The 12,969-nt window shown below is 65.5% G+C and carries 12 protein-coding genes; 5 read left to right on the top strand and 7 right to left on the bottom strand.

All coding sequences use genetic code 11. The features are described from left to right. Positions 1–93: 93 nt before the first annotated feature. From ACYCVF_RS26185 to ACYCVF_RS26165, 5 genes are read left to right on the top strand one after another with little or no spacing between them, the layout of a single operon-like run. Entirely contained in the window at positions 94–1,695 is a 1,602-nt protein-coding gene (locus ACYCVF_RS26185; RefSeq protein WP_459601160.1) for an ABC transporter substrate-binding protein, read from the top strand. Between the two features lie 17 nt (positions 1,696–1,712). Beyond that, positions 1,713–2,654: an ABC transporter permease gene (locus ACYCVF_RS26180; RefSeq protein ID WP_459601159.1), complete on the top strand. Its 942-nt coding sequence runs from the start codon at positions 1,713–1,715 to the stop codon at positions 2,652–2,654. Further along, positions 2,651–3,574, top strand: a complete 924-nt coding sequence (locus ACYCVF_RS26175) for an ABC transporter permease (protein ID WP_459601157.1) — start codon at positions 2,651–2,653, stop codon at positions 3,572–3,574. Before ACYCVF_RS26180 ends, ACYCVF_RS26175 begins: the two co-directional genes overlap by 4 nt. 31 nt (positions 3,575–3,605) lie before the next feature. Next, a complete protein-coding gene (locus ACYCVF_RS26170; protein WP_459601155.1) occupies positions 3,606–4,595 on the top strand; it encodes an ABC transporter ATP-binding protein in 990 nt (329 codons plus the stop codon). Beyond that, the gene (locus tag ACYCVF_RS26165; RefSeq protein ID WP_459601153.1) at positions 4,592–5,584 is read left to right on the top strand and encodes an ABC transporter ATP-binding protein; all 993 of its coding nucleotides are present in this window, start codon (positions 4,592–4,594) and stop codon (positions 5,582–5,584) included. Before ACYCVF_RS26170 ends, ACYCVF_RS26165 begins: the two co-directional genes overlap by 4 nt. A 229-nt stretch (positions 5,585–5,813) precedes the next feature. Here ACYCVF_RS26165 and ACYCVF_RS26160 read toward each other — a convergent pair whose 3' ends face one another. The 7 genes from ACYCVF_RS26160 to ACYCVF_RS26130 form a co-directional block, all read right to left on the bottom strand. Continuing rightward, positions 5,814–6,101: a YciI family protein gene (locus ACYCVF_RS26160; protein ID WP_459601151.1), complete on the bottom strand. Its 288-nt coding sequence runs from the start codon at positions 6,099–6,101 to the stop codon at positions 5,814–5,816. 73 nt (positions 6,102–6,174) lie between these two features. Further along, positions 6,175–7,149: a sugar ABC transporter substrate-binding protein gene (locus ACYCVF_RS26155; protein ID WP_459601149.1), complete on the bottom strand. Its 975-nt coding sequence runs from the start codon at positions 7,147–7,149 to the stop codon at positions 6,175–6,177. Between the two features lie 42 nt (positions 7,150–7,191). Next, positions 7,192–8,169, bottom strand: a complete 978-nt coding sequence (locus tag ACYCVF_RS26150) for an ABC transporter permease (RefSeq protein WP_459601147.1) — start codon at positions 8,167–8,169, stop codon at positions 7,192–7,194. Next, positions 8,166–9,116: an ABC transporter permease gene (locus ACYCVF_RS26145; RefSeq protein WP_459601145.1), complete on the bottom strand. Its 951-nt coding sequence runs from the start codon at positions 9,114–9,116 to the stop codon at positions 8,166–8,168. The genes ACYCVF_RS26150 and ACYCVF_RS26145 overlap by 4 nt, the downstream gene beginning before the upstream one ends. Then, positions 9,109–10,632 (bottom strand): sugar ABC transporter ATP-binding protein, encoded by a 1,524-nt coding sequence (locus ACYCVF_RS26140; RefSeq protein ID WP_459601143.1) that lies wholly within the window; start codon positions 10,630–10,632, stop codon positions 9,109–9,111. Before ACYCVF_RS26140 ends, ACYCVF_RS26145 begins: the two co-directional genes overlap by 8 nt. After that, positions 10,629–12,023, bottom strand: a complete 1,395-nt coding sequence (locus ACYCVF_RS26135) for an FAD-linked oxidase C-terminal domain-containing protein (RefSeq protein ID WP_459601141.1) — start codon at positions 12,021–12,023, stop codon at positions 10,629–10,631. Before ACYCVF_RS26135 ends, ACYCVF_RS26140 begins: the two co-directional genes overlap by 4 nt. Before the next feature lie 55 nt (positions 12,024–12,078). Then, complete coding sequence (locus tag ACYCVF_RS26130; protein ID WP_459601139.1) at positions 12,079–12,963, bottom strand: intradiol ring-cleavage dioxygenase; 885 nt, start codon at positions 12,961–12,963, stop codon at positions 12,079–12,081. Between the last annotated feature and the right edge of the window lie 6 nt (positions 12,964–12,969).

Below are 12,969 nucleotides of genomic sequence, written 5' to 3'. Positions count from 1 at the left end.
GGTTAGTGGCATACCATTTGCACGCCAATGGGCTCTGGCTTCAACTGCTCTTGGCCAAGGATGGCCGGCATCACGGCACTACTGGAGGACTTCATGGATCGCAGGACCGTATTGAAGGGATTGGCCGGCACGGGCGGTCTGGCATTGACCGGCCTCTCGGCCCCGGCGATCGCACAAGGCGCATCCGCCCGGACTCTGCGATTCGTGCCGCAGGCCAATCTCGCCAATTTCGACCCGATCTGGGGCACCCAATATGTCGTTCGCAATGCTGCGGCGATGGTCTGGGATACGCTCTACGGCATCGATTCCTCGCTGCAGCCGCAGAGGCAGATGGTCGAGTCCGAGCAGATGAGCGACGACGGTACCACCTGGACCTTCAAGCTGCGGCCGGGACTCAAGTTCCACGACGGCGAGCCGGTGCTCAGCAAGGACGTTGTTGCAAGCCTGACGCGCTGGTCGGCGCGCGATCCGATGGGATTGATGATCAAGGCGCTGCAGCAGGAGCTGACTGCCGTCGATGACCGCACCTTCAAATGGGTGCTCAAGCAGCCCTTCCCGAAGATGCTCTATGCGCTGGCCAAGAACAACTCGCCGTGCGGCTTCATCATGCCGGAGCGGATCGCGCAGACCGATCCCTTCAAGCAGATCACCGACTATGTCGGCTCCGGGCCGATGAAGTTCGCCAAGGGCGAGTGGGTGCCTGGCGCCAAGGCGGTGTTCGAGAAGTTCACCGATTACGTGCCGCGGCAAGAGAAGGCATCCTGGCTCGCAGGCGGCAAGCAGATCCTGGTCGATCGCGTGGAATGGATCGTGATGCCGGACCCGGCCACGGCGGCCGCCGCGCTGCAAAACGGCGAGGTCGACTGGTGGGAGAGCCCGATCGCGGACCTGGTGCCGGTCCTGAAGAAGAACAAGAACATCAGCGTCGACATCGGCGATCCCCTCGGCAATATCGGTTCGTTCCGCATGAACCATCTCTTTGCGCCGTTCAACGACGTGCGGGCGCGGCGGGCGGTGCTGATGGCGCTCAGCCAGGAAGACTACATGCGCGCGATCGTCGGCGACGATACCGCGCTCTGGAAGCAGCTGCCTGGCTTCTTCACACCGGAGACGCCGCTCTACAGCGAAGCCGGCGGCGAGATCCTGAAGGGCAAGCGCGATCTCGATGCGGCCAAGAAGCTTCTCGCCGAGAGCGGCTATTCCGGACAGCCGGTGACGTGCCTCGTGGCGCAGGACCAGCCGATTACCAAGGCGCAGGGCGACGTCACCGCGGACCTGTTGAAGAAGCTCGGCATGAATGTCGACTTCGTCGCCACCGACTGGGGGACGGTCGGCTCCCGTCGTGCGGCGAAGACGCCCCCGGGACAGGGCGGCTGGAACATGTTCCACACCTGGCACGCAGGCGCCGATTGCATCAATCCGGCACCATACACCGCCATTCGCGCCAACGGCGACAAGGCCTGGTTCGGCTGGCCGAACAGTCCCGGCACGGAGAAGGAGGTCGCGTCCTGGTTCGAGGCCAAGAGCCTCGACGAGGAGAAGGCCGCCATCGGCCGCCTCAACAAGGCGGCGCTCGATGACGTCGTCTACGCGCCGACGGGCTTCTTCCTGAGCTACACCGCGTGGCGCAAGAACGTCTCCGGCATCACCAAGGGGCCGCTGCCGTTCTTCTGGGGCGTGTCGAAGTCTGCATGATCGTGCGCTGAGGCCAAATGCTCTCCTACATCCTCCGTCGCATCGTCGCGACCCTGCCAGTGATGGCGATCGTCGCGCTGTTCGTGTTCAGCCTGCTCTACATCGCGCCGGGCGATCCGGCCGTGGTGATCGCGGGCGATCAGGCGAGCCCGGAGGATGTGGAGCGCATCCGGCAGAGCCTCGGCCTCAACCGTCCGTTCCTGGTCCAGTTCGGAAGCTGGGTCTGGCGCATCCTGCACGGCGATCTCGGCACTTCGATCTTCACCAATCTGCCGGTCTCGGCGATGATCGGGCAGCGTCTCGGTCCGACGCTGTCGCTGATGATCGTGACGCTGCTGCTCACGATCGTGATTGCGGTGCCGCTCGGCGTGGTGGCGGCGTGGAAGGCCGGCAGCCTGATCGACCGCGTCATCATGGGCTTTGCCGTGTTCGGATTCTCGCTGCCCGTATTCGTCGTCGGCTACATGCTCGCCTACGTCTTTGCGCTCGAGCTGGAATGGCTCCCCGTGCAGGGCTATACGCCGCTCACGCAGGGCTTCTGGCCGTGGCTCGAGAACCTGATCTTGCCGGCGATCGCGCTCGGCTGCGTCTACATCGCGCTGGTCGCGCGCATCACGCGGGCAGCCATGCTCGAAGTGCTGCAGCAGGACTATATCCGCACCGCCAAGGCCAAGGGCCTCGGGCAGGGCGGCATCCTGTTCATTCACGCGCTGAAGAACGCGGCGGTACCGATCGTGACCGTGATCGGGATCGGCATCGCGCTCCTGATCGGCGGCGCGGTCGTGACCGAGAGCGTGTTCGCGATCCCCGGCCTCGGCCGCCTCACGATCGATGCGATCCTGCGCCGTGACTATCCGGTGATCCAGGGCATCGTGCTGCTGTTCAGCTTCGTCTACGTTCTCGTCAATCTGATGATCGACGTCGTCTATACGCTCGTTGACCCGAGGATCCGCTATTGACCGACACCACCGTCAATCCGCAATCGCTGCCGGCCGGCTTCGTCGTCGCGCCACAACTGCCCGAGATCCTGCGGCCGGTCACGATCCGGCGCGGCTTCCTCGGCCTTCTGCGCGGCCATCCGACGGTCGCCATCGGCGGCGCGCTGCTGCTGACCCTCGTCCTGGTCGCAGTTTTTGCGCCATATCTCGGCACGGTCGACCCGACCGCGCTTGCGCCCGCCAAGCGCACACGGGCGCCGTCGGCCGATTTCTGGTTCGGCACCGACGTGCTCGGCCGGGACATCTATTCCCGCGTGCTGTTTGGCGCGCGCGTCTCGCTGACGGTCGGTCTGTCGGTCGCGATCTTCGCGTCGGCAGTCGGCCTCGCCATCGGAATGATCTCCGGCTTCATCCGCTGGGCCGACGGCATCCTGATGCGGTTCATGGACGGCTTGATGTCCATTCCGCCGATCCTGCTCGCGATCGCGCTGATGGCGCTGACGCGTGGCAGCGTCGGCAACGTCATCCTGGCCATCACCGTCGCCGAGATCCCGCGCGTCTCGCGCCTCGTGCGCAGCGTCGTGCTGTCGCTGCGCGAGCAGCCCTATGTGGACGCGGCCGTGGCCTGCGGCACGCGCACGCCGATGATCATCCTGCGCCACATCCTGCCCAACACGCTGGCGCCGATGCTGGTGCAGGCGACCTACATCTGCGCCAGCGCCATGATCACCGAGGCGATCCTGTCCTTCATCGGCGCCGGCACGCCGCCGACCATTCCGTCCTGGGGCAACATCATGGCCGAGGGCCGCGCGCTGTGGCAGGTGAAGCCCTACATCGTGTTCTTCCCGGCGGCGTTCCTGTCCGTCACCGTTCTCGCCGTGAACCTGCTCGGCGACGGCCTTCGCGATGCGCTCGATCCGCGCATGGCCAAGAGTCTGTGATGTTGCCTCTGATGGATCGAGGCTGATCGCGATGGCTTTGCTCGAAGTCGAGAACCTCCAGACCCATTTCCGCACCCCCGGCGGCATCAACCGCGCGGTCAACGGCGTGTCCTTTCACGTCGACGAGGGCGAGACGCTGGCCATCGTCGGCGAGTCCGGCTGCGGCAAGTCGGTGACCTCGATGTCGCTGATGCGGCTGATCCCGGAGCCGCCGGGCAGGATCGCCGGCGCGATCCGCTTTGCGGGCAGGGACCTGCTGCAGCTCTCCGATCGCGAGATGCGCGCGATCCGCGGCAACGACATCTCGATGATCTTCCAGGAGCCGATGACGAGCCTGAATCCGGTGCTCACCGTCGGCCGCCAGATCCGCGAGACCTTGATGATCCATCAGGGCCTCGACAAGCAGGCGGCGGAGGCGCACGCGATCGAGATGCTGACGCTGGTCGGCATTCCCGAGCCGAAGCGCCGTGTGCGCGAATATCCGCACCAGCTTTCCGGCGGCATGCGCCAGCGCGTGATGATCGCGGTTGCGCTGGCCTGCAATCCGAAGCTTCTCATTGCGGACGAGCCGACCACAGCGCTCGATGTGACGATCCAGGCGCAGATCCTGAAGCTGATGCTCGATCTGAAGCGGCGGGTCGGCGCCGCCATCATCCTGATTACTCACGATCTCGGCGTCGTGGCCGAGATCGCCGAGCGCGTCATGGTGATGTACGCCGGCCGCAAGGTCGAGGAGGCGCCGGTGGCCGAGCTGTTCCGTTCGCCACGCCATCCCTATACACAAGGTTTGCTTGGCGCAGTGCCGCGGCTTGGCTCGTCGCTGACGGGAACGGCGAGGCGGCTAGCCGAGATTCCCGGGCAGGTGCCTGATCTCCGAAAGCCCATTGTCGGCTGTGTCTTCGCCGGCCGCTGTGCGCTCGCAACCGATCTTTGCCGGCAGTATGCGCCCGGGCTCGAAGAGAAGGGGCCGCGCCACGTTGCCGCTTGCCATTATGCTTCCAAGGGAGCCGTCGCGGCATGAGTCCTCCGCTGCTCCAGGTCAACGATCTCAAGAAGCACTTTCCGGTCAAGAGCGGTCTTTTCGGCCGCAAGTCGGAATTCGTCTATGCGGTGGACGGCGTCTCCTTCGAGATCGCGCGCGGCGAGACGCTGTCGCTGGTCGGGGAGTCCGGCTGCGGCAAGTCGACCGTCGGCCGGGCTATCCTCCGGCTGTTCGAGATCACCTCGGGCCAGGTCATCCTCGACGGCCAGAGGATCGACGACGCCGCGCCGAGCACGATGCGCCAGATGCGCCGGCGCGTGCAGGTCGTGTTCCAGGATCCGTTCTCCAGCCTCAATCCGCGCATGCGCGTGCGCGACATTCTCGCCGAGCCGATCCGCAATTTCGGCCTCGCCAAATCCGCGGAGGATCTCGAGGTTCGCGTCACGGCACTGATGGACACGGTGCGTCTGCCGCGCGAGGCGCTGAACCGCAGGCCCCACGAATTCTCCGGCGGCCAGCGCCAGCGCATCGGCATTGCGCGCGCACTCGCGGCCGAACCCGAGCTGATCGTGTGCGACGAGGCGGTCTCCGCGCTCGACGTCTCGGTCAAGGCGCAGATCGTCAACCTGCTCCAGGATCTCCAGCACGAGTTCGGCCTCGCGCTCTTGTTCATCAGCCACGATCTCGCGATCGTCGAGCACATGACCCATCGCGTCGCAGTCATGTATCTCGGCAAGATCGTCGAGGTGGCGCCGCGGCGGGAGATCTTTGCCGCGCCAAGGCACCCCTACACGAAGGCGCTGCTCTCCGCGGTGCCGTTGCCCGAGCCCGGCGCCCAGCGCAATCCGATCATCCTCAAGGGCGACGTGCCGAGCCCGATCAATCCGCCCAACGGATGCCGCTTCCATACCCGCTGTCCCTTCGTATTCGATCGCTGCCGGACCGAGGAGCCGATGCTGCGTTCGGCCGGAACCGAGCAGTGGGTGGCGTGTCACCTGGAAGAGGGCGTGCCGGCGGCGGCCGAATAGCCGTTGCGCCAGCCCTGCTGGCGACAGGTCCGAGAGCGAAACGACGATCGGGGAATAATAGTATTATGCCCCTGTGTTGCCCGACGTGTCAAAGCGCAACTGCCGATCGGCCCTGGCTTCGTCGACGAACCCCATCCCGATCGCGCTGGCGACGATGGAAATTCGTAAGCAGAAACAACCCCGTTCTACTGTGCATGGGGTTGTTTTCGCGTTTTTTGATGTGGCTGGCCTAACCCTGCCGGCGCAGGAAGCCCGTGATCGTCACCTTTTCCCAGATGCCGGCCGCAGCAAAAGGATCGGCGCGGTTGAAGGCTTCCACCTCGGTGCGGCCCGGTGCCTCGATCAGGAACAAGCTGCCGATCATCGTCTGGCCATCGTCGGAGACCAGCGGCCCCGACATCACGATCTTGACACCGAAGCGCGAGGTGTCGCTCAGGAAGGTCTTGTGGGCGTCGTAATTGGCGAGCCGGGTCGGCAGCGCGCCGGCGCGGTCGAGGGCGTGGATGGCGAACAGCATTGCGGGCTCCGGTTCTTGCTCGAGTTCTTGGGACGGCCGCAGCAGCGGCCGTCCGTCCTTGTCGTGAATACGTTCATTTGCCGGCGAGCTTGCCGGCGTCCTCGAAGGTCGGGCAGGTGCGCTGCTCCAGCGGCACGTCGAACGGCTGGTAATTGCCCTTGGTGATGACGGTCGGCTTCAGCACGATTTCGGCGATGACCGGCTGGTTGCGCAAGGACCGGATCGCCATCATGGTGCCGAGGCAACCCTGCGCAAAGCCGTTGTAGTCGCCGCTCGCCAATAGCTTGCCGGACTTGATCGCGTCGATCGCCTCCTTGGTGCCGTTGATGCCGATCACCTGGGCCTTGCGGTTGGCGCCGTCGAGCGCCTCGATCGCGCCGACCGCCATGGCGTCATTGGCCGCGAGCACGCCATCGATCTGCGAGTTCGACTGCATCAGGTTTTCCATGACCTGAAGCGCCTGCAGCCGCTGATAGTTGCCGGGCTGCGAGGCCAGGAGCTTGGCGCCCGGAGCCTCCTTCAGCGCGTCGTTGAAGCCGCGGACACGGTCGACATTGGTCAGCGAGCCCTTGACGCCCTCGATGATGACGATGTTGCCCTTGCCGCCCAGCGTCTTGAGCAGGAAGCGTGCGGTCTCCAGCCCAAGGCTGTAGTCGTCGGCGCCGACGAAGGAGAGGAATTTTCCGCCGGCTGATCGGTCCGTGATGTTGACGACCGGGATCTTGGCCTCGTTGATCTTCTCGACGCCCGGCACCATCGCCTTGTAATCGACCGGCGTGAAGACGATCGCGCTCGGTTTCTTCACCACGACGTCCTCGATCTGGCTGAGTTGCTCGGGGATCGAATCCGGCTTGGTCGGGATGTATTGCAGCGTCTTCGCGTTCAGTGCCTTTGCCATGTTGTCGGCACCGACCCGCACCGTCTGGAAGAACGGGTTGGTCTGGTTCTTGGTGAAGACGGCGATGGTCTCGCCATCGGCACGTGCTTGCGTGGTGAACGCAGCGGCCATCAGCAGCGGCAGCGTCAGATAGCCCAGTTTCCGTTTCATGTTGCCTCCATCCCTCATTTTGCTTGTTGGAACCTCGAGAACTCATTGCGTGCGGCGGCGGGTCTTCATGTCGAGCCAGACCGCGAGGATGACGATGACGCCGGTCACGAGCGGCTGCCAGTTTGCGCTGACCGAGAGCAGGTTCATGCCGTTCAGCACCAGCGTCAGGATCAGCGCGCCGATGAAAGTGCCGAACACGGTGCCGACCCCGCCGAACAGCGAGGTACCCCCGATCAGCACGGCCGCGATGGCCGGCAGCGTCAGGCTCTCGCCGATGTCGGCCTCGGCCGAATTGAGCCGCGACAGGAAGATGATCGAGGCGAGCCCCGCCATCGTGCCGGAGACGGCATAGACCAGCAACAGGCGGCGCGCGACGGGAATGCCGGAGAGGCGCGCCGCGACCGGATTAGCGCCGATCGCATAGATCTCCTGGCCCCAGACCGTGCGCTGTGCGAACAGCGTGCCGATCCCGAGGAACACCAGCAGCAGATAGACCGGGATGGGCAGGCCGAACAGATAGCCGCTGCCGATCTGGCGGAAGCCGGCCGGGAAGCCATGAAGGGTTTCACCCGCCATGTACCAATAGGTGAGGCCGTTCAGCACCCAGAGCATGCCGTAGGTGGCGATGAAGGAGGGGATGCGGAGCGCCGTGACCATGATGCCGTTGAGCAGGCCGACGATGCCGCCGCAGGCAAGGCCGGTGAGGATGCCGAGCGCCGGCGAGCCGGTCGTGTGGATCACGGTGCCGGCGATACAGGCGGACAGCGCGACATTGGCGCCCACGGACAGATCGAGGCCAGCTGTCAGCACAACGAGTGTCAGACCGGAAGCAATGAAGAAGGTCAGGCTCGCCTGCCTCAGCACGTTGAGGATGTTGCCGAGGCTCAGGAAGGAGTCGCTGAGCACGGCGAGCACAGCGCAAATCAGGAGCGCCGCCAGGAGACGGTAGAACAGCTGGATCGCGTCCTGCGACAGGAACGAGCGCGGTGGCGCGATGGCGTCCTTGGTGATGTCGGTCATGCGCGGCTCCTGAGGCCATCGAGGAACAGGGCGACGATGACGAGCACGCCGACGCTTGCGACCTGCACGGAGGAGGGCATCGAGATCAGATTCAGCCCGTTGCGCAACACGCCGACCGAGAGGACGCCGAGCAGCGTGCCGAGCAGCCAGCCATTGCCGCGCTCGAACGAGGTGCCGCCGACGGCGACGGCAGCGATGGCATCGAATTCGAGGCCGAGGCCGGCGGTGGGGTGACCGGAGTTCATCCGCGCAGTCATCAGCAGACCCGCGATGCCGGCCATGGCGCCGCCGATCGCGTAGACTGCGATAAGCAGCCGGTTCGGCGAGAGACCGGCATAGCGCAGCGCCTCGCGGTTGCCGCCGAGGGCGAAGATGTAGGTGCCGAAGCGGGTGTGATAGAGCAGCACGTGGAAGACCGCGTAGGTCACGAGCGCCATCACGATCGGAACGGGGACGCCGAGAAGCGTCGCCGAATAGATGTCGCGCACGCTGTGGGGAATGCCGACCACGCTCTGGCCGTCGCTGACGATCAGCGACAGGCCCTGCGCCATGCCGAGTGTGCCCAGCGTCGCGACGAAGGGCGGGATGCCCAGGATCGCCACCAGCCAGCCGTTGGCGACGCCGAAGGCCGTACCAACGAGGAGGCCGGCGCCAAGGCCCAGCAGCATCGACTTGGTCGCGAGCGACACGATCGCCACGCAGAGCGAGGTCAGCGTCAGCACCGCGCCCATCGACAGATCCAGTCCCTCCGTCATGATGATCAGCGTCATCGGCAGCGCCAGCATGGTCAGGATGGTCGACTGCACCAGTACGTTGGAGAGGTTGGCGACCGACAGGAAGCCGGGCGCGATCACGCTGAACAGCGCGATCAGCAGCACCAGCACCATGGCAACGCCGGGAATGCGTTGCAGCGGATTGGGTTCAGAGACGATCGCGGCTTCACGCATGATGCATCCCCAGTCGCACGATGTTTTCCTCCGTCAATTCGCTGCGCGTCAGGTGCCCGGCAATGCGCCCCTCGCGCATCACATAGGCGCGGTCGCAGACGTGGCAGATCTCGACCTGCTCGGACGAGATCATCAGGGCGGCGGCGCCGTCGGCAACGAGGCGGTCGATCAGCGCGAAGATCTCAGACTTGGCGCCGACGTCGATGCCCCGCGTCGGCTCGTCGAAGATGAACAGCTTCGAGCCGGCCGCCAGCCACTTGCCGATCACGACCTTCTGCTGGTTGCCGCCCGAGAGCAGGCCGACGGTTTGCCGTGCACTCGGTGTCGCGATCCTCAACTGGCGGATCAGGCCGTCGGCGGTGCGTTGCGCGCTACGCTGATCGAACAGGCCGCTCGGGAACAGCTTTCGCAGCGCCGACACCACGAGGTTGTCGCTCACGGATCGCAGCAGGGCGAGACCTTCACTTTTGCGGCTCTCCGGGATCAACGCAATGCCGCGGCGGACGGCGAGGTCGGGTTCGCCGGAAATGGTCCTGCCCTCGAAAATGATCTCGCCTGATGTCACGGGATCGGCGCCGAAGATGGCGCGCGCAACCTCGCTGCGGCCGGAACCCACCAGCCCGCACAGGCCGACGATCTCGCCCCTGCGCACCTCGATGTTGATGTCGGAGATGCCGGTCGACGCGGTCAGAGCCTTGACCTCGAGCAGGATCTCCCCGGGCTTGTCGGCAAAGTGGCGCGGATAGGTCATGTCGACGTTGCGGCCGACCATCATGCGGACGAGCTGGTCCGGCGTGACGTCGGCGGGACGGACGCCGTCGATGCGGCGGCCGTCGCGCAGCACGGTGATGCGATCGCCGAGCGCAAACACCTCGGCCATGCGGTGGGAGATGTAGACGACGGACACGCCGTCGGCCTTCAGCCGCGCGATCAGCGCGAACAGCAGCTCCGTCTCGCGGTCGGACAGCGCCGCGGTCGGTTCGTCCATGACCAGGATGCGGGCGTTCTGGCTGATCGCCTTGGCGATCTCGACCATCTGCTGCTGTGCCACGCCCAATCTGTCGACGCTGGTGGCGGGATCGATGTCGAATCCGATCGTGCCGAGCACGCGCTTCGCATCCGCGAGGATCTTGCGCCGATCGATGGTGCCGGGAATACGGCCCTTCGGCTCGCGGCCAAGAAAGATGTTCTGGGCGATGTCGAGATGGGGGACCAGCGAGAATTCCTGGAAGATCACGGCAATGCCGAGCTTCTGCGCATCGGCAGCCGACGAGATCGCGACCTTCTCGCCCTTGTGATAGAACTCGCCGGCGTCGGCGCGGTAGGCGCCGCACAGCACCTTCATCAGGCTCGATTTGCCTGCGCCGTTCTCGCCGAGCAGCATGTGCACTTCGCCGGGGTAGACGGCAAAGGACACGTCGTCCAGCGCCTTGACGCCGGGAAATTCCTTGCTGATGCCGCGCAGCTCCAGCAGCGGCGTAGGCGAGGTGACCTCGATCGGAAGCGCGTCGCTCATGTCCCGGCTCCGCTCGCAAAGATCTTTCCGGGGTTCATCAGACCATCAGGATCGAGCGCGGTCTTGATGGATCGCATCACGTCGACGGCTTCGCCGAGCTCGTCGGTGAGATAGCCGATCTTGCCGAGACCGATGCCGTGCTCGCCCGTACAGGTGCCGTCCATGGCGATGGCGCGGGCGACCATGCGGGCCTGGAGCGCCTTGGCCCCTTCGGCTTCGTCCGGTTTTGCCGGATCGATCAGGATCAGCATGTGGAAATTGCCGTCGCCGACATGGCCGACGATCGGCGCGGTAAAGCCGTGCTCGTCCGCGTCGCGCCGCGTCTCGGTCAGGCATTCCGCCAGCCGCGAGATCGGCACGCAGACATCGGTGATCACCGCGCGTGCGCCCGGCCGCAGGCCGAGGCCGGCATAGAGCGTGTTGTCGCGGGCATGCCAGAGCCGGCTGCGGTCCTCCGGCGCCTTGGCCCACGCGAAGCCATGGCCGCCATGGTCGGCCGCGATCTCCTGCGCGGCCTCGGCCTGCTCGGCGACGGAGGACTCGGAGCCATGGAATTCGAAGAACAGGGTGGGCGCCTCGCGATAGCCGAGCTTGGCGTAGGCGTTGATGCCGCGCATCATGACGTCGTCGAGGAGCTCGATGCGCGCGACGGGGATCGCCGACTGGATCACGGAGATGGCGGTGTCGACGGCATCGTGCAGTGTGTCGAAGCTGCACACCGCAGCCGAGATCGCCTGCGGCACCGGATGAACCTTCAGCGTGATCTCGGTGATGACTCCGAGCGTGCCTTCGGCGCCGACGAACATGCGCGTCAGGTCGTAGCCGGCCGCCGACTTGCGCGCGCGCCGGGCGGTGCGGATCACGCGGCCATCGGCCAGCACGACCTCCAGCGCCATCACATTGTCCTTCATGGTGCCGTAGCGCACCGCCATGGTTCCGGAGGCGCGGGTGGAGGTCATGCCGCCGATCGAGGCGTCGGCGCCCGGGTCGATCGGGAAGAACAGGCCCGTATTGCGCAGCTCGGCATTGAGCTGCTTGCGCGTGATGCCTGGCTGCACCACGACATCCATGTCGCTGTCGTGCACGGCCAGCACCTTGTTCATGCGTGCGAAGTCGAAGCAGACGCCGCCGGCGACCGCGGCCGCATTGCCTTCGAGCGAGGTGCCGGCGCCGAACGGAACGATCGGCATGCCCGCGCCGGCGCAGAGCTTGATGATGTCCGCGACCTCTTGCGTCGTCTCAGGGAAGACGACGATGTCCGGCGGCAGGCTCCGATAGTGCGATTCGCTCTGTCCATGCTGATCGAGCACGCCGCGCGCGACGCTCGCGCGCGGGCCGATCATGCCGGTGAGACGATCGGCCAATATGCTCGTGCTGACCCGCGGTCCCATCCTCAGCTCCCGTCTGCTCCCTGTCGGACTCTTGCCGGTCCGCCGCCGCTCGAGTTTAAGCGGCTCTTGCGTTGCTCGCGACCTGCTTCAGGCCGAAATCGTAGTTGAGATGAAAATACGCGCTGTCCACCATGCGACCATCCGGCGCACGGCCGGCGGGATGCCGGACGAACTCCCGGATCAGGCTGTCCTTGACGCCGAATACAACGTCGCTGTCGAGATATTGGTCGCCCGCAACGAACACGTGCGTCACCAGCTGCTCGAAACCTGGCGCCGAGATCATGAAATGCACATGCGCCGGGCGCCAGGGATGGCGGCCCTGCGCCTCCAGCATCTCGCCGACCGGACCGTCATGCGGGATCGGGTAGGCCGCGGGCTTGATCGACCAAAAATGGAAGCGGCCGCTCGCGTCAGTGTGGAAGCGGGCGCGCATCGCGAGATCGCCGATGGCCTCGAGCTGCTGCACGTCATAGTAGCCGTCGTCGTCGGAATGCCAGACGTCGACGATGGCGCCAGCCAGCGGCTTGCCGTCGACGGTCGAGACCGAGCCGGTGACCAGCATCGGATCGCCCTCCATCGGGCCGGAGATGTCGGCGCCGCTATCCTTGTCCGGCGCAGCCTGGACGAAGAACGGCCCGAGCACCGTGGTCTCGGTCGCACCTTCCGGCACCGGGTGGTTGATCGCATCGACCAGCATGGAGACGCCGAGCGTGTCCGACAGCAGGATGAACTCCTGGCGCTTGTCATTGCACATGTGTCCGGTGCGGGTCAGGAACTCGATGCCGTACTCCCACTCCTTCTGGGTGGGCCGCACCTCGCGGACGAAGGCGTGAAGGTGACGGACCAGCGCTTCGCTAACCTGCTTGATCCGCGGGTCGGTTGCGCCTGCGATCCGCTCCAGTACCGCGTCGGTGATCGTGTTCTCGTTGAAGTTACGCATGCGTGT

Source organism: Bradyrhizobium cedriense (assembly GCF_054602315.1).
The sequence above is the reverse complement of the archived record's forward strand: the minus strand, read 5'-3'. Positions and strand labels throughout refer to the sequence as shown.

Bases quoted from the DNA above. Each gene is read 5' to 3' on its own strand.
- ACYCVF_RS26160 (WP_459601151.1), bottom strand. From the start codon at position 6,101: ATGCTGTTCGCCATCCACGCCCTCGACCGCGCCGGCGCGCTGCCGACC.
- ACYCVF_RS26140 (WP_459601143.1), bottom strand. From the start codon at position 10,632: ATGAGCGACGCGCTTCCGATCGAGGTCACCTCGCCTACGCCGCTGCTG.
- ACYCVF_RS26185 (WP_459601160.1), top strand. From the start codon at position 94: ATGGATCGCAGGACCGTATTGAAGGGATTGGCCGGCACGGGCGGTCTG.
- ACYCVF_RS26180 (WP_459601159.1), top strand. From the start codon at position 1,713: ATGCTCTCCTACATCCTCCGTCGCATCGTCGCGACCCTGCCAGTGATG.
- ACYCVF_RS26165 (WP_459601153.1), top strand. From the start codon at position 4,592: ATGAGTCCTCCGCTGCTCCAGGTCAACGATCTCAAGAAGCACTTTCCG.
- ACYCVF_RS26135 (WP_459601141.1), bottom strand. From the start codon at position 12,023: ATGGGACCGCGGGTCAGCACGAGCATATTGGCCGATCGTCTCACCGGC.
- ACYCVF_RS26155 (WP_459601149.1), bottom strand. From the start codon at position 7,149: ATGAAACGGAAACTGGGCTATCTGACGCTGCCGCTGCTGATGGCCGCT.
- ACYCVF_RS26170 (WP_459601155.1), top strand. From the start codon at position 3,606: ATGGCTTTGCTCGAAGTCGAGAACCTCCAGACCCATTTCCGCACCCCC.
- ACYCVF_RS26150 (WP_459601147.1), bottom strand. From the start codon at position 8,169: ATGACCGACATCACCAAGGACGCCATCGCGCCACCGCGCTCGTTCCTG.
- ACYCVF_RS26130 (WP_459601139.1), bottom strand. From the start codon at position 12,963: ATGCGTAACTTCAACGAGAACACGATCACCGACGCGGTACTGGAGCGG.
- ACYCVF_RS26145 (WP_459601145.1), bottom strand. From the start codon at position 9,116: ATGCGTGAAGCCGCGATCGTCTCTGAACCCAATCCGCTGCAACGCATT.